This is a genomic window from Brachyspira suanatina, assembly GCF_001049755.1.
In the GTDB taxonomy this organism is placed as follows: domain Bacteria; phylum Spirochaetota; class Brachyspiria; order Brachyspirales; family Brachyspiraceae; genus Brachyspira; species Brachyspira suanatina.
In genome coordinates, this window is record NZ_CVLB01000001.1 from 1,938,404 (window position 1) to 1,954,364 (window position 15,961).

Below are 15,961 nucleotides of genomic sequence, written 5' to 3' on the forward strand. Positions count from 1 at the left end.
TTACATTTGACAAAACATTATTATTTACTATACTACTTATAATAATATAATTTTAGGAGTTATAATATGCTTAATATAATTTTTATAGGAGCTCCCGGAGTTGGAAAGGGAACTCAATCTGCCTTAATTGAAAAAGATTATTCTATATCACATATTGCTACAGGTGATATGCTTAGAGAAAATATTGCAAATAGTACAGAACTTGGAAAAACAGCTAAATCATATATGGACAAAGGAGAATTAGTACCTGACAGCTTGGTTATCGATATGCTTAAAGACAGAATAAAAAAAGATGACTGTAAAAATGGCTTTATGCTTGATGGTTTCCCTAGAACTATAGAACAGGCTAAAGAATTATCAAATATATTAGAAAGTCTAAATTATAAAATAAGTGCTGTAATAGATATATTTGCTTCAGAAGAAATAATAATAGACAGACTCTTAAAAAGAGGACGCGCTGATGATAATGAAGAAACTATTAAAAATAGATTAAAAGTATTTGAAAATCAGAGCAAGCCTGTATTAGATTATTATAGCGATAAAGCAAAAATAATAAAAATAGAGAGTGTCGGAACTCCTGAAGAAGTATATGCTAAAATAAAAAAAGAGTTAGATGTATTATAATTTACAATTATTATATTTTTTACGAGGCTATGATTTATAATCATAGCCTTTTTTATATGCAAATTATTTTTATGATATATATTCCGACAATATAAAAAAGCAATATTATCAAAATTATTATTTACGGGTTTGTATATGTCTGAAGAAAAAGATATAAATAACAACAATGAAATTGAAAATACTGATGCTGTCCCTAGAAAAGCTGTTAAGAAAAAAATGATAATAAAGTCTAAAAATAAAGAAAATATTAAAGACTTGGATTTATCATCTTATGGAGCAAGAAGACAAGCTAGAATATATGCTGTTATGTCATTATATTCCTATGAAATTAATGACAGAAAAGAAACTGTAAATGAAATTCTTAGTTTTGATTATGATAAAAAAATACCTGATAATATATTTTCATTCACTAGAACTTTGGTAGAAGGAACTATAAATAATTTAGAAAGAATAGACAATTTAATAGAAAAATATTCTAATAATTGGGATATAAAAAGAATACAATATGTAGATAAATCAATTATTAGAATGTCAATATATTCACTAATATTTTTGAAAGATATACCTAAATCTGTGGTAATAGATGAAGCTGTAGAAATTTCAAAAATTTTTAGTGATAAAGATTCTTATAAATTTGTAAATGGGATTTTAGATGGTATACAAGAAAAAGACATACAATAAAAGATTAGCTAAATATAAAAATATACAGATGATAGTTTTTATATTATCTATAGGTGCATTAGGTTTAATAGCCATAATATCATTAAATGTAGCAATAATACAGGGAAAAGTAAAATTAAATTCACAAATTGTAGATGATTATACTTTAGCTAAAGAATATTATAATAATAAAGATTATAATAAAGCTAAATCTATATTGAAAAAAGAAATTAGAAACACTATAGATCCTAAAAAAGAATATGAGGCTAATATACTTCTAGGAAAAATATATAATGAAACTAAAGATTATGATAATGCTATAAAAATATTTAATACTATGACAAATTCATTATATTTAGATGAACAGTTAAAACATAATTTAGCAATATCATATCTTAAAAAAGAAATGTATGATGAAGCTTTAGTATCATTAGAAACATCATTATCAATAAACAGCAATTATATACCTAGCCTTCTAACATTGGGCAGATTCTATATGGAAAGAGATTTGCCTAGATTAGCTAAAGGATATTATGAAAGAGTTTTAACTTTAGAAGAAAATGATGAGGCTTTATTTTATGTTGGATTAATAGCACTTAATGAAGGTTTTCAAAGTGTTGCTTATGATACTTTAACTAAATTAGTAAGAAGAAGCAAAGGAGAATATGCTGATAAAGCAGCTACTATACTTGGTGATATATATGTAATATCAGGAGATACAGACAGTGCCATAGAAATGTATTTGAAAAGTTTAGTTAATTCAGATACAAAACCTGATTCTATTAAAAGACTTGTAAAAATATATGAGCAGGTTGAAGATTATGATGGTATAAAAAAAGTATATGAGCAGATATTAGAACAAAATCCTAATGATATAGATACGATACTTGCATTAGGTGAATTATATGAAAAAGAAAATGCTTATGACAGAGCTGTAAAATATTATTTGAAATTAGTAAAAATGAAAGATTATACCAATACTTATGGTGCTACAGGTTTGCTTGCAAATGCATACTATAAAGGAAGTATGTTAAAAGAAGCAGAATCAAATTATAAAAAAATTATAATGGCTAACAATAAAGATGATCTATATAAAACAGCATTAGAAAGACTTGGAGATATAACATACAGACAAAAAGATTTTATGTCATCTTTAAGATACTATCAGGAAATATATAAGATAGAAACCAATAATGCAATATTTATGCCTAGACTTGGAGAATTAGAATTATATTATGGCAACTCAGATAAAGGAATAAAATTATTAAAAGAATCTATTGCCGAAGACGTAGGAAATGCCTTCCCTAGCAGAACATTAGCAGTTTATTATGAAAGCATAGGCAATAATAATGAGGCATTAAATTATTATAATTATACACTTTCAAAATACCCTAAAGACAGAGAAAGTATATACAGAGCAGGAATGCTTTATTATAAAACAAAAAATTATGAAAAATCAAAAGAGTCTTTGCTTATAGCAGCTAATGATGAAAATAATACAACATTAGTAAGAGAAAATGCTTGGATAACATTGGCTACAATGATGGAAGAAATACGTTCTTATAATGATGCCTCTGCTTATTACAGACAATTAGTAGAAATGTCTCCTAGCGTTGAAAACTATATGCTTTATGGAGGATTCTCATATAGAAGACTTCAATATAATGAAGCTATATATGCTTATAATGAAGCTTTAAATTTAGCAACAACTAAGAAAGATATGTTTGATATCAATTTAGTTTTAGGTAAATGCTATTATAGAATGAATGAATTAGATAATGCAGAAGAAAGTTATAGAAATGCTTTAAGCTATAATAGCGGAGATTCTCAGGCAAAAGATGGTTTAAGACAGGTACTTACAAAGAAAGAGCTTATGTATAATAATTAATATTAAGTAATATAAAAAATAAAGCAGGATATTAAAAATATTCTGATTTTTTTATTATTGTTATGCTCATCTACGCCTACAATGAGCTAGTGAGTAAACTCACTAGCTGGCTACGACTCGCTTTTATATTTTTATTCTAATATTTAAAAATTATTATTTATTATTATTGCTATGCCCGCAACGTATAAAGGCTTAACTTAATAAATTAAGTTACAAGACTGTCTACCTATTGGAAGGGCTTCAACTTGTTTTTTCTTAATAATATTATTAAGTTTTAAAGTGATAAACTTGCTAGCAATAATAAAAATAAACGAGCGGATGATAACTTTAGTTGTAGCCTATTTACTGATAATTCATAAATAAAAAAATAATTTTTTAATCATTGAATATTAAAGATAAAAATTGTGAGTATGCTGCAAATTAGTTTGCTATAGATTGAATGTGAATAATAAAAAAGCCGTACTAATTATCAGTACGGCAACAATGAACCGGTGACGGGTTTCGAACCCGCGAGTGCAGGAATGAAAATCCTGTGTGTTAAACCTCTTCACCACACCGGCATATATTAAAGAACTTTTGATTAATGTGAGCCAAGAAGGGTTCGAACCTTCGACAACCGCCTTAAAAGGGCGATGCTCTACCGACTGAGCTATTGGCCCGTTTGTTTTCACATTCATTCAAATGTTTGTATATAATACTATATTATTAATTTTTTGTCAAGCCCAAATTTAATTTTTTTTCATAACTAATTATTAAATATATTCCATGGATTATATGAAGGCAAATCTGCTTCAACATATATTTCTTCATCTTTTGTAGGATGAGGAAATTTAAGACTTTTGGCAAATAAAGCTAAAGGGACATCATTTCTGTCATATTTTATATAACTTCCGTATTTCCTATCGCCATATATAACATGTCCTATATTAGAAAGCTGTACTCTTATCTGATGGAATCTTCCAGTTTCTAATTCTATCTTTAATAAACTAAGATTTTTTATTACATCTTCTTTGATAACATTATATTTTAATTTGGCTATTTTGGCATTCTTTGTATTTTCAAAAACAACCTGAGCTATATTACCCAATTTATTTGTTTTTTTTATAAGATAGTTTTCAAGTTTAGCCTCTTTTTCTAAAAGTATGCCATTAACAACAGCATAATAAGTTTTTTCAAATTTTCTATCTCTTATAGCCTCGCTTAACCTTGAAGCGGCCTTTGATGTCTTAGCAAATACTATAACTCCTGATACAGGTCTGTCTAATCTATGCACAAGCCCTAAAAATACATTTCCTTTCTTATTATACTTTATTTTTATATAATCTTTAATATTCTCAAAAAAAGAAATATCTCCTGTTATATCGCCCTGTGTAGGTATATTAGGAGGCTTTACAGCTACTATTATATGATTATCTTCATAAAGAGGATTAATATAATTACTCATTTCTTTTTCTATATCCATATTATTTTACCATTGTTATTTTAATTCATAAGAAGTTATATATTTTATAATAGTGCTTAATTAGATTTATTGTGATTAAAAAAGGGGGATGTGCCTAGTCAGGGAATCGAACCCTAGACACAAGGATTTTCAGTCCTTTGCTCTACCAACTGAGCTAACTAGGCAATTGAAAATATTATAGCATACAAGCAAAAAATGTCAAGCATTTATATACAAATTATTACAAAAAATATTTTTTTTGGTTTATAAATTATATATTTTGACAAATAGCATTATTAAATATATAATACATAGCAAATTTTCGTTATTTCTGATTTATAAATGCAGTCAGAATACTATACAATCTTTATATGCAGGTAATATATGACAAAGAAAAAAGACAGAATAATAACATTTTCATTAATAGTTGTAATTATAATACTAATAAATGCAATAGCTAATCAATTTACTCCTATGATAGATTTAACTAAGGATAAAGTTTATTCTTTGAGTAAAGAAAGTAAGAATTTAGTTAAAAATTTAAAAGAGCCTATGAGTGTAAAATTTTTCGTTACACCAAATTTACCTCCCCCATTCTCAACTTATGAGAAATATATAAAAGATTTATTTGAAGGATATAAAGCAGCTGGTGGAAAAAATATCAGCTTTGAAGTGATAGATGCCTCAAAACATGGGGATTTAGCTAGCCAGTACAGAATAAATCCTACTCAAATAAGCGTATTAGAAAAGGATCAAACTCAAACTAAAGTAGCATATATGGGACTTTCTTTTATATACGGCGATTCTATAGAAACAATACCATTTGTACAATCAACTGAAGGTTTAGAATATAATATAGACACCATAATAAGAAAGATGATGGATAAAAATGACAGACTTGCAAGATTAGAAAATAATTTGAATGTTTATTATGTATCATCAAAAGAAATATACGATCTTCTTCCTATAGGAGCAATGGAGCTTATACCTGATTCTATTATGCAGGCTGTTGCTGATGCTAATAAGGATTTAATGAACAAAGTAAGATTTATAAATGTAGATATGTCTAACCCTACTGCTGAGAATGAGGAATTATTAAAAAAACTTAATGTTAAAAAAATTGAATGGGAAGATATAAAAGATCCTAATGGAAATATAGTAGCAAATAAAGGAAGTGCTTATTTTTCATTAGTTTTAGAAAATGGAGATGATATAAGACAGCTTTCAACATCATATATATTGTATGGGGCTTTCGACGAAATAAAAAATGAGATATCAAAAAACATAGATAGTATGCTTGGACTTAAAGCAACTATAGGATATGTACAAGGACATGAAGAAGCTAATTATATAACTATACCTCCTCAATTCGGAGGAAATCCTAATGATGCCTATGACAGCGTTAGTGAATATGTAACAGAAATACAAGGCAATTATAATTTTGAAGCTGTTGATATTTCATTAAATGATATACCTTCAAGTATAGATGCTCTAATAATAGCAGGAAGTAAAACAGCATTCAGCGACTATGAATTATATAAATTGGATCAGTTTATTATGAGCGGAAAGCCTGTATTATTTATGCTTAATGGTGTAGAGATAAATCAAAATGATCCTAATGCTCAGATGTACGGCCCTAAACTTACACCTGTTACAAACAGACTTAATGAAATACTTACTAATTACGGATTCACTGTAGCAGAAAATATGATATTTGATGATAATGCATATAAGGCTCAATTACAGCAGGGTATGCCTGAACAGAAAATGTATTATATACCTTTAATAGCTTCTGAAAATATAAATGCTAAAAATGATATAACTAAGAGTATTAATTTACTTCTCACACCTATATCATCAGAAATCATAACAAATACAAATAATACTGATATAAAAGTAACTCCTTTAATTTATACTAGTGATAAAAGCTGGGTTGAAACAGAGAACTTTACTTCTTCTATGACAGGAATGCCTCAGGATTCAAGCAGATTATCAAAAAGACTTTTAGCTGCTTCATTTGAAGGAAAAATGAATAGTGCATTTGAAGGAAAGGAAATACCTTTATCAACAAATGCCCAAAACAATATTAACAGCGGTATAAACAGAATTAATTCTACTACAAGCGGAAGAGTTATAGTTGTTGGTTCTTATGAAATGGCAAAAAACAGTGCTTATACTGCAAATAAAATTTTCTTAATGAATTTAGTTGATTATATGGCAGGAGACAGCGGACTTATGAGCATAAGAAGAAAAGGAGCTGTATTTAATCCTCCTTATCAAGTACCTGAAACAGTTAAGCTTTTTGTAAGAGTAATAAATATAGTTATGCTTCCTGTTGCTGTTATAGTATTCGGACTTATGTTATGGAGTTCCGACAAGAAAAGAAGACAGAAAATTTTTGAGAAGTTTAACAGCAAGGCAGAATAATTTTAAAGCTAATAATGTACAGAATAATAAAAAATATATAAATTTAAAAATATGGCTAAGAAAAATAATACTATATTCGTATGTGATAATTGCGGAGAAAGCACAATTAATTGGATGGGCAAATGTCCTTCATGCGGCTCTTGGAATAGTTTAAAACCTTTTACAGAACCTTCTCAGGATACTAATAAATCCATAAGAGAAAGAACTTCAACATCAGCCAGTGATAAAGCTTCATTAACTCCGCTAAAAAAAATAAAAACTAATGATAGAACTAGAATATCTACTAATATAGATGAACTTAACAGAGTATTAGGCGGAGGAATAGTACAGGGAAGCGTTATATTAATAGGAGGAGAACCTGGAATAGGTAAATCTACCCTACTCCTACAAACTGCATCTAATATTGCTAAAAATGAAAAAGTTTATTATTTCACAGGAGAAGAATCTCTTGAACAAATAAAATTAAGAGCTGACAGACTCACATTAGAAGATTCTGACTTTTTAATATCTTCAGAATCCAACTGCGATAATATAATAAACACTTTATTAGATGATACCCCTTCTCTTGCTATAATAGACTCCATACAAACTATATACAGTCCGTCTACAAACAGTATAGCAGGATCACCGGCGCAAATAAAGAACTGTGCTTGGGCTTTGATGCAAACTGCCAAATTAAAGAACATAACAATATTTTTAGTAGGACATATAACTAAAGAAGGTACTATAGCAGGCCCAAAAATATTAGAGCATATTGTTGACTGCGTATTATATTTTGAGGGCGATGATAAAGGGATATACAGGATATTAAGAGCCGTAAAGAATCGTTATGGGGCTGTTGATGAAGTTGGAATATTTGAGATGGCAGAAAGAGGATTAATGGAAGTTAAAGATCCTTCTAGAGTATTTACAAGAGGAGTTAATGAATCAGTATTTGCAGGAAATGTTATAACTCCTGTAATAGAAGGAAGCAGAGTATTTTGCGTAGAACAAGAGGCATTAGTTGGAAGCAGTGCATTCGGATATCCTAGAAGGCTTACTATAGGTTATGATCAATACAGACTTCTCATTATAATAGCGATATTAGAAAAAAGGGCGCATCTCAATCTTTCAAATCAAGATGTATACATAAACGTAGCTAATGGGCTTAATGTAAAAGAGACAGCAAGCGATTTAGCAATAGCAATGGCAATAGCTTCAAGTATGTCAGGAATATCTATTCAAAGGACTACTGCTTATATTGGAGAATTGGGGCTTTCAGGAGAAGTAAGGCCTGTAAGATTTATAGAACGAAGAATAAAAGAGATGCAAAAATTTTCTCTTAAAGAAATATACATATCTAAAAGAGCTGTAAAAGAAATTAAAAATCCAGGCGACATAAAAATCATAGGTATAGATCATATTTCAGAAGCCGTAAAAAGGCTTGGTATTGGAAATTAATATAATTAAAAAACACTTGGGCGGGTGTGCTTTTTCTTATAAAAACAATAAATATAAATAAAATTATAATATTAAAAATTAGCCTTAAAGAATAAAGGGCGGGGTATGTAAATAGATTTTTTATATAAAAATTATTATACACTTAGTCCTAATTTATTTATATCAATATCTTTAAAACTATTGTCTATTAACATTTTTATAGATTTAACACCAAGTTTCTTTAATTCATCAACTGTTTCAAAATAACAATTATCTATATTATTACATTGATGTGCATCTGAATTTATTGTAAAAGATACATTTTTTTCTAACAATTTTTTTATAGTATTTTTATTAGGATAATGAGCATCCAAATTATTTTTATTCATAAGTTTAGTATTTATTTCAACTATGGAGCCATTTTTTTCAATAATATCTATAACCTCATCTACCTTTTTTGTATACCAATCTTCCTCTTCAGTAAAATATTCTTTATTCAAATTATATTTTCTAACCAAATCCAAATGACCTATAATACCAGGCTTTTGAGTTTCTATCATTTTTATAACATTATCATAATATCTAAAAATAACTTCTTTAATATCACCAAAATGCTTTATAGTTTCATTAAAAGTATCTCTTGACATATCTATAGGAAAGTAAGAGTTATTACCGTCATCAATATAATGAACTGAGCCTATTCTATAATCAAGCCCCATTTCTTTATCAGTATCTTTATTTAAATTTGAATAATAATCACCTTCTATACCTAAATATACCTGTATTTTATCTTTATAAATATCCTTTGCCTTTTTTATATTCTCTAAATATTTAATAGTATTTTCTTCAGACATAGAAGTATCATCTTTATAAAAATGAGAATGTCCTGAAAAACCTAAGCTTATTAATTCTTTATCTATAGCATATTGTATATTTTCTTCAACTGTATTTTTACCATCGCAATATTTAGTATGTGTATGCAAATTAGATATATATTTCATTTATATTTCCTTATAATATATAAAATAAACAATAATATAAATATATATTAAAAAATATATTTTTAAATACAAAAATTAAAATATTTGACAAAATAATAATTTAATATATAATTGTTTTCGTTAATATCTAAGCTCGGGTGGTGGAATAGGTAGACACAACAGCTTGAGGTGCTGTCGGGTAACACCGTGCTGGTTCAAGTCCAGTCTCGAGCAAATCTATTTAATAACTTTTACACTATTCATTATCTGAATTATTTTTATCAGTCTTTTCTATTTTGTTTACTATAACTTTATCTATTCTAGCTCCGTCCATATCAACAATTTCTAAATTTAAATTTTTCCATTCTAAAGACTCACCTTCACTAGGTACATGCTGAAGTAATTCTAATATCAAACCGCTTATAGTATTATAATTATTAGAAGTATTTTCATCTTCTATTTCAAAATACTCTAAGAAATCATATATAGGACACTGACCATCCACAAACCAACCTCCGCTCTTTCTTTTTCTAATATCCTTACTATCTTTTCCTTCCGCTACAGAACCAACTAAAGCCTCAAATATATCGCTTTGAGTAATCATTCCGTCTATATTACCAAACTCATCTGATACAAGCCCTATTTTAGTATTATTCTTTTTCATCTCTTCAAGCACCAAATAAACTTCCATATTGTTATGAAAGTAATTAGCTTTTTTAACAAACTTTTCTATTTTAGCCTTTGAAGTATTTAATTTATCGAATATATCAGTTACTCTTACAACTCCTACAATATTATCCAAATTTTTATCAACAACAGGATAAGCAGAAAAAGAATGTTTTGATACGATTTTTTTTATCTCATCATTACTCATATTTATATCTAAAAATACCATATCATTTCTATGTGTCATTATAGATTCTATTTTTCTATCCCCCAAAAAGAAGGCCCTCTCTATAATATCCTGTTCTATCTCCTTAACTTCTCCGCCTTGTCTACCCTCTTCTATCATAGATTTTATTTCCTCTTCAGTAACAGGACTTTTATCATCTTTTATTCCCAAAACTCTTGAAACAAGCAATGCGCTATTTGATAATATCCACACAAAAGGAGCACCTATCTTCGCAAGTATTGTCATAGGAGCTGCAACAACTTTTGCTATTCTTTCCGGCATTACCATACCAATTCTTTTAGGCACAAGCTCTCCGAATATCAATGTAAGATATGTTACCAATGCCACCACCAATACCTGAGCTATTAAAGAAGCATAATTTAATGGTACATTTATTTTTAAAAGTAAATTTGAAACTTCTTTTGCAACTGTATCACCTGAGTAAATACCTGTCAATATACCTATTAAAGTTATACCTATTTGTATTGTAGATAAAAATTTGTCAGGATTATCTGCTAAAGCTAATGCAGTCTTTGCCCCTTTATTTCCTTCTTTGCTGTCTTTCATAAGTGAAGATTTTCTAGCAGAAATTACTGCAATTTCCGACATGGCAAAAATACCATTTAAAAGTATTAACACTATTATTATAATTATATCCATTTTGATTTATCCTTAAAAATAAAAAAATATTTATTAGATTTAAAAAATTGAAAAAGAAAATAATACGATTTTACAGAGGGAAGTATTAAAATATTTGTATAAAAAGAGTAAGTACTGAAAGTATTATCCTTAAAAAATTATTTTCGTGATAAGTATTATAATATAATTTATATAAAACTTCAAGTATTTGTAAATAAAATTTTACTATACAGTATTATAATATAATCATTTTTTTATTCTTTATTTTGTATATAAAAATTCATATAATTATAATATTGGCGTGCCTGCGGCAGGTGTAGGCAGGTGTGGCGGTGGGAAAAATTGATAAAATAACTTTTAAATTTTATTTATACAGTGCCAAAATGTTTGTAATATTCAAAATTTATATAATAAGAGTTAATTAAAATAATTATTAAATAAAACATTGACAAAATAAAGTCATTTTAGTATATTATAAAAATTAAATTATAATAAAAGGAAAATTTGATGAGCAATAAAAAAGCAAAAGCTATTTTACTATTATCCGGCGGATTAGACAGTATGCTTGTAGGAGCTATACTAAAAAGAGAAAATATTGATGTTCTTGCTTTAAGATTTGTTACAGGATTGGAATATGCTGTTATAAAAGAAGAATTACTTGAAATATATAGCGAAGACCCTGCCAAAAAGGCTGCTGATTTTCTTAATATACCAATAAGATTTGTATCATTAAAAGATGTTTACTTAGATATGTTTTTAAATCCTAAATATGGATACGGAAGTTCTATTAATCCATGTTTGGACTGTCATATATTAATGCTTAAAACTGCTAAAAAAATAATGGAAGATGAAGGATTCGACTTTATAGCTACAGGCGAAGTTAAAGGACAAAGACCTATGAGTCAGAAATCGCAAGACTTAATCAATGCTATAAAAGAAAGCGGACTTGAAGGAAGATTATTAAGACCATTATCTGCCAAACTTCTGCCTATAACAAAAGCTGAAGAAGAAGGATTGATAAACAGAGAAAATCTTTATGATATATACGGAAGAAGCAGAAATGTACAAATGAAATTAGCTGAAGAGTTTGGAATAACAGACTACCCTATTCCAGCCGGTGCGGGATGTGCTATAGTAGATAAAGGATATGCTAGAAGATATAATGATTTAGTCTCTAATAATGGAAAAGATATACTTAATATAGAGCTTATGCAGTATTTAGCTATAGGCAGACATATAAGAATGAATAAAAATGTTAAGCTTTTACTTGGAAGAAATGAAAAAGAAAATGATGCTTTGGAGAAAAGAAAAAGAATAAACTGCATAGTATTAAGACCTAATTATAATAGAGGACCTTTTGGCTATTTAGAAATATACGATGATAAATCAGAAAATATTTATAATGATATAATATATAAATCTGCTATGATAATGGGATATTTTTCAAAAGAAGAAAAGGACACTCTATCAATAACCGCATCATATTATAATGATTCTGATAATAAAGAATACAAAAGCGAGATAATAGAAATAAATAATAAAGAATCTAAAAATACAAAATTTGAACAAATAGTTTAAAATAATAATACCCTTCTAAATTTTCATTTAAAAGGGCATCACTATAACTTTTAGGATATTTTTATTTAACTTACTTTCTTATCGGAATAAATGTAACTATCTTTATATGCTGGAATCTTTTTTATTTCAGCCAAAGCCTTTTGAGCTTCTTCTCTAGTTTCATATCTGCCTACTTTTAACTTATACATCATTTTTCCATCAGACATAGTTTCTTCTTTAATAAAAGCTTTTGGGAATTTAGCTTTTAAACTATCTCTAGCAGAATAAGTATTATCTTTGTCATAACCTACAGCAACCTGTATAAAGTATATAGAATCTGCTGAAGAACTTCTAGTATAAGGAACAGTACTCTTTTTAGTAGTAGTAGTTGTTGTCTTAACAGGAGCTATACTAGCCATTTGCTGAGGAGGAGTATAAGTAGTATTAGGTGCTAATCCAGCTGTATCTTTTTCTTTGATATTCTCATTGATAGCATCTAATTCAGAAGCCAAATTCTGAGTATATTCATTGTATCTGTCTGCTGAAGTATTGCCTTCCCTAATAATGCTATTATTATTAACTGCAGCATCATATTCGCTTAATGCTGTAATATCATTATTAGGCATATCTGCACTGCTTACTTCTGTTGCCGCCATATTTTCGCTGTCCTGAGCATTTCTCATTAAAGCTGCAATAGAATCATCAGTATTATTTGCATGAACAGGTTTTGAACCGCCTAAATGAAAACCTAATACAAATATAAATAAAATTAAAGCAACAGAACTGATAGAAAATATCAATAATCTTATAGGGGTAAAATTAACTATATAAAGAGTTTTTTTTCTGCCAATATTGTGATTAATAGAAGCGCCTTTTTCTTCCATGTTTGGATTTTGATTTAACTCCATAATACCTTCCTAATTTTTTAGAGATCATAATTAAGTTATTATAATCTTTCATGTTGTTTATTAGAATATCGGCATCGAATCTATTATTTTTAACATCTCTTTGCATTTTTAATCTTTTTCTTGCTTCAGTTTCTGAAATATTTCTAGTTTTTCTCATTCTTTTGATAATATCAGAAGTTTTTGCATTTACATATATCAAGCTGCTGCATATAGAAGGTATTTTACTTCTCATAATGAGAGCTGCCTCTATAACAACATCTTTATCTGTACTATCAACCATTTCTTTTACTTTATTTTCTATATAGGGATAATTAAGTTCCTGAAGTCTTTTTAATTTTTTGGCATTACAAAATACTATATCACCTAGTTTTTTTCTGTCTATATTATTATTTTCATCTAATATAGATGATGAAAATTCTTTTACTATATTATCTTTATTTTCGATCAAAGCCTTATGCCCTATCAAATCGGCATCAATATATAATGCATTCATTTCCTTAGCAAGCATCTTAGAAAATGAACTTTTTCCGGAGCATATTAGTCCATATACTCCTACAATATTTCTTTTCATATTTTTTTAACTATTTAAAATTAATTAACAGCATTAGTATTAGTGCTTTGAACTGTATTTGTTATATAAGGCATTACTATTTGATTTAAATTAACTTTATTCAAAAGTCTCCCGTCTATAAGTTTAGCCAAAGAAACATTTTCATCTGCTGTTATAACCTTTATCATACCTATAGCATTATTATAACCTCTAGTAGATAAATCAGTTCTAGGAGCTGATGTATCATAAAGAATCAAATTCATATTATTAGTTACACCCTGCATTCTTCCGGCATTTATGTATATATTATCATTATGAATCTTTATAACTTTTGAATAGAAAGGAATACTATTGTTTACAACTCTTCCTGCCATAACAGCAGCACCCATTACCTTTTCCCTGCCTCTAGTCATAACAGTAAAATTAGTAACGACTTTCTCACTCTTAACATCTACTAAATCAAGCATAATAGTAAAAGTATCATTATTCTGAAAAGCAGAACCTCTTAAAAAATAATCAACATTTCTGCTATTAAGTTCTCTATATAAATCTATTGTATCATAATAGTTTGTATACATCTCTAATACTTTAAATCTTCCGAATTGAGGAAGCACATAAGCTAATGTCTGATATAAAGATGTATTCAAAAATAAAGGACTATCTTTCTGTGCTGTAATAGTATCTGTTATAGCAACTGTAAATCCAGGAGTTTCAACATTATACTGCTCTATTCCCCAAGATTTTGACACTATATTTTTGTCTAATTTTCTTTTATAACTATCATATTTATATATAATAGATTTTTCTTCCGGATTAACATTTCTTGCTATTTCTAATTCCTCTAAAGATTTCTCTTCCAATCCCATTCTTCTGTAAACATCTGAAAGCATTAATCTAGCATAAGTATTAGCAGGATTTAATTTTAACATATGCTTTAAATATGCCTGAGCTCTTATATTATCTGCAAGTCTTGTATAATAAGAAGCTAAATTTCCATAGTATAAGGCAGCTCTGTCTCTCTCATAATCAGGAGTAGGATTTGTATGAAGCAATACTCTTTCATAAGCAAGTCTTCCAAGTTCATCATCAGGCTTAGTTCTAAGATAATTTATATATGCATTTTTAGCACGTACATAATTATCAGCTCCCTCATAAACATTTCCTATATAATAATATTTGGAATTATTTTTAAATCCTGTATCAGGCATATATTCTAATATAGCTATTGCCTCATCATATTTTCCTAAAGAAATAAATACATTAGCTTTCAATATATTAGCATCATTATAATTGGTATAGTAAAATAAAGCATTATTAATTTCATCTAAAGATTTATTATATTCTTTATTTAAATAATAATAATTTGCTAAATGATAATAAGACTCAGCCATTCTAGGATTATTAGTCATATTTTCATTAAATAAACTTAAAGCAACTGAATTATCTCCATTAGCAAGATGAAGATACGCTAAAGAAACAGTAGCTTCTGGTCTTACTCTATCAATAACCCTAGCTCTTTCATACATATTCATAGCAGTTTGATAATATCCTGCTCTCTCACTTAGAACACCTTCACTATAATTGGCTATATAGTTTTTACTATCTAATCGTTTTATATCATTAACTGTTGTTCTAGCTTCTGAATTCCTATTATTTATAAGCTCCATGATTAATTTTCTTTCAAGCAATCTATAATTTCTTGAATGATAACGTTCGGCATCAGCTATTAAAGTTTCAACCATAGCAAAATTATTAAGCTTTATATAATTATCTATCAATAAAAGATATGAATCTAAATTACTAGGCTTAACATTAAGAGATTCTAATATTCTTATGGAACTTTCATAATTTCTTTCATTGTACAATTTCAAAGCATTTTCCATAGTATTTTGAGCAAATGCATGAAAAGTAAATATTTGAAAAATAAAAAGACTTAATAATAATCTTTTTTTAAAAATATTTTTCTTCATATTTTA

At 27.8% G+C, this 15,961-nt stretch carries 12 protein-coding genes and 4 tRNA genes; 7 read left to right on the forward strand and 9 right to left on the reverse strand.

The genetic code is table 11. The features are described 5' to 3' along the window. The first annotated feature begins 66 nt into the window (after positions 1 to 66). The 3 genes from BRSU_RS08335 (at position 67) to BRSU_RS08345 (ending at position 3,172) form a co-directional block, all read left to right on the forward strand. On the forward strand, positions 67 to 624 hold the full coding sequence (locus BRSU_RS08335) for an adenylate kinase (protein WP_048594886.1): 558 nt from the start codon (positions 67 to 69) through the stop codon (positions 622 to 624). A gap of 135 nt (positions 625 to 759) precedes the next feature. Continuing rightward, positions 760 to 1,305 (forward strand): transcription antitermination factor NusB, encoded by a 546-nt coding sequence (nusB, locus tag BRSU_RS08340; protein ID WP_048594887.1) that lies wholly within the window; start codon positions 760 to 762, stop codon positions 1,303 to 1,305. Next, on the forward strand, positions 1,277 to 3,172 hold the full coding sequence (locus BRSU_RS08345; protein ID WP_048594888.1) for a tetratricopeptide repeat protein: 1,896 nt from the start codon (positions 1,277 to 1,279) through the stop codon (positions 3,170 to 3,172). The genes nusB and BRSU_RS08345 overlap by 29 nt, the downstream gene beginning before the upstream one ends. Positions 3,173 to 3,658: 486 nt before the next feature. Here BRSU_RS08345 and BRSU_RS08350 read toward each other — a convergent pair. The 4 genes from BRSU_RS08350 to BRSU_RS08365 all read right to left on the reverse strand — a co-directional run bounded on the left by BRSU_RS08350 (position 3,659) and on the right by BRSU_RS08365 (position 4,798). Further along, a tRNA-Glu gene (locus tag BRSU_RS08350) sits at positions 3,659 to 3,732 on the reverse strand. 26 nt (positions 3,733 to 3,758) lie between these two features. Further along, positions 3,759 to 3,831, reverse strand: a tRNA-Lys gene (locus BRSU_RS08355). Between the two features lie 86 nt (positions 3,832 to 3,917). Next, positions 3,918 to 4,634 (reverse strand): RluA family pseudouridine synthase, encoded by a 717-nt coding sequence (locus BRSU_RS08360; protein WP_048594889.1) that lies wholly within the window; start codon positions 4,632 to 4,634, stop codon positions 3,918 to 3,920. A 91-nt stretch (positions 4,635 to 4,725) separates the two neighbouring features. Then, positions 4,726 to 4,798, reverse strand: a tRNA-Phe gene (locus tag BRSU_RS08365). A 199-nt stretch (positions 4,799 to 4,997) separates the two neighbouring features. On the opposite strand from BRSU_RS08365, the gene BRSU_RS08370 reads away from it, so the two are divergent. Together BRSU_RS08370 and radA are read left to right on the forward strand one after the other, a co-directional pair. Beyond that, positions 4,998 to 7,040, forward strand: coding sequence for a GldG family protein (locus BRSU_RS08370; protein WP_048594890.1), 2,043 nt, complete (start codon positions 4,998 to 5,000; stop codon positions 7,038 to 7,040). Positions 7,041 to 7,091: 51 nt separating this feature from the next. Next, positions 7,092 to 8,480, forward strand: a complete 1,389-nt coding sequence (gene radA / locus BRSU_RS08375) for a DNA repair protein RadA (protein WP_048594891.1) — start codon at positions 7,092 to 7,094, stop codon at positions 8,478 to 8,480. A gap of 134 nt (positions 8,481 to 8,614) precedes the next feature. Here radA and BRSU_RS08380 read toward each other — a convergent pair whose 3' ends face one another. Next, positions 8,615 to 9,460 (reverse strand): histidinol-phosphatase, encoded by an 846-nt coding sequence (locus BRSU_RS08380; RefSeq protein ID WP_048594892.1) that lies wholly within the window; start codon positions 9,458 to 9,460, stop codon positions 8,615 to 8,617. 131 nt (positions 9,461 to 9,591) lie between these two features. Here BRSU_RS08380 and BRSU_RS08385 point away from each other — a divergent pair. Beyond that, positions 9,592 to 9,673 (forward strand) — tRNA-Leu (locus BRSU_RS08385). A gap of 22 nt (positions 9,674 to 9,695) precedes the next feature. On the opposite strand, the gene BRSU_RS08390 is transcribed toward BRSU_RS08385, so the two are convergent. After that, entirely contained in the window at positions 9,696 to 10,991 is a 1,296-nt protein-coding gene (locus BRSU_RS08390; protein ID WP_048594893.1) for a hemolysin family protein, read from the reverse strand. A 486-nt stretch (positions 10,992 to 11,477) separates the two neighbouring features. Here BRSU_RS08390 and BRSU_RS08395 point away from each other — a divergent pair, with 486 nt between their 5' ends. After that, on the forward strand, positions 11,478 to 12,548 hold the full coding sequence (locus BRSU_RS08395) for a thiamine biosynthesis protein (protein WP_048594894.1): 1,071 nt from the start codon (positions 11,478 to 11,480) through the stop codon (positions 12,546 to 12,548). 65 nt (positions 12,549 to 12,613) lie between these two features. Here BRSU_RS08395 and BRSU_RS08400 read toward each other — a convergent pair whose 3' ends face one another. Genes BRSU_RS08400 through BRSU_RS08410 form a run of 3 tightly spaced genes read right to left on the reverse strand, consistent with a single transcriptional unit; the run spans position 12,614 to position 15,955 of the window. Beyond that, complete coding sequence (locus BRSU_RS08400) at positions 12,614 to 13,435, reverse strand: SPOR domain-containing protein (RefSeq protein ID WP_048594895.1); 822 nt, start codon at positions 13,433 to 13,435, stop codon at positions 12,614 to 12,616. Next, complete coding sequence (gene coaE, locus BRSU_RS08405; protein WP_048594896.1) at positions 13,386 to 14,006, reverse strand: dephospho-CoA kinase; 621 nt, start codon at positions 14,004 to 14,006, stop codon at positions 13,386 to 13,388. The genes BRSU_RS08400 and coaE overlap by 50 nt, the downstream gene beginning before the upstream one ends. A 20-nt stretch (positions 14,007 to 14,026) precedes the next feature. Further along, on the reverse strand, positions 14,027 to 15,955 hold the full coding sequence (locus tag BRSU_RS08410; RefSeq protein ID WP_048594897.1) for a tetratricopeptide repeat protein: 1,929 nt from the start codon (positions 15,953 to 15,955) through the stop codon (positions 14,027 to 14,029). Positions 15,956 to 15,961 lie beyond the last annotated feature (6 nt).

Excerpts from the sequence above, each read along its gene's own strand:
- BRSU_RS08390 (WP_048594893.1), bottom strand. The coding sequence starts at position 10,991 with ATGGATATAATTATAATAATAGTGTTAATACTTTTAAATGGTATTTTT.
- radA (WP_048594891.1), top strand. The coding sequence starts at position 7,092 with ATGGCTAAGAAAAATAATACTATATTCGTATGTGATAATTGCGGAGAA.
- BRSU_RS08360 (WP_048594889.1), bottom strand. The coding sequence starts at position 4,634 with ATGGATATAGAAAAAGAAATGAGTAATTATATTAATCCTCTTTATGAA.
- BRSU_RS08395 (WP_048594894.1), top strand. The coding sequence starts at position 11,478 with ATGAGCAATAAAAAAGCAAAAGCTATTTTACTATTATCCGGCGGATTA.
- nusB (WP_048594887.1), top strand. The coding sequence starts at position 760 with ATGTCTGAAGAAAAAGATATAAATAACAACAATGAAATTGAAAATACT.
- BRSU_RS08380 (WP_048594892.1), bottom strand. The coding sequence starts at position 9,460 with ATGAAATATATATCTAATTTGCATACACATACTAAATATTGCGATGGT.
- BRSU_RS08410 (WP_048594897.1), bottom strand. The coding sequence starts at position 15,955 with ATGAAGAAAAATATTTTTAAAAAAAGATTATTATTAAGTCTTTTTATT.
- coaE (WP_048594896.1), bottom strand. The coding sequence starts at position 14,006 with ATGAAAAGAAATATTGTAGGAGTATATGGACTAATATGCTCCGGAAAA.
- BRSU_RS08370 (WP_048594890.1), top strand. The coding sequence starts at position 4,998 with ATGACAAAGAAAAAAGACAGAATAATAACATTTTCATTAATAGTTGTA.
- BRSU_RS08345 (WP_048594888.1), top strand. The coding sequence starts at position 1,277 with ATGGTATACAAGAAAAAGACATACAATAAAAGATTAGCTAAATATAAA.
- BRSU_RS08335 (WP_048594886.1), top strand. The coding sequence starts at position 67 with ATGCTTAATATAATTTTTATAGGAGCTCCCGGAGTTGGAAAGGGAACT.
- BRSU_RS08400 (WP_048594895.1), bottom strand. The coding sequence starts at position 13,435 with ATGGAGTTAAATCAAAATCCAAACATGGAAGAAAAAGGCGCTTCTATT.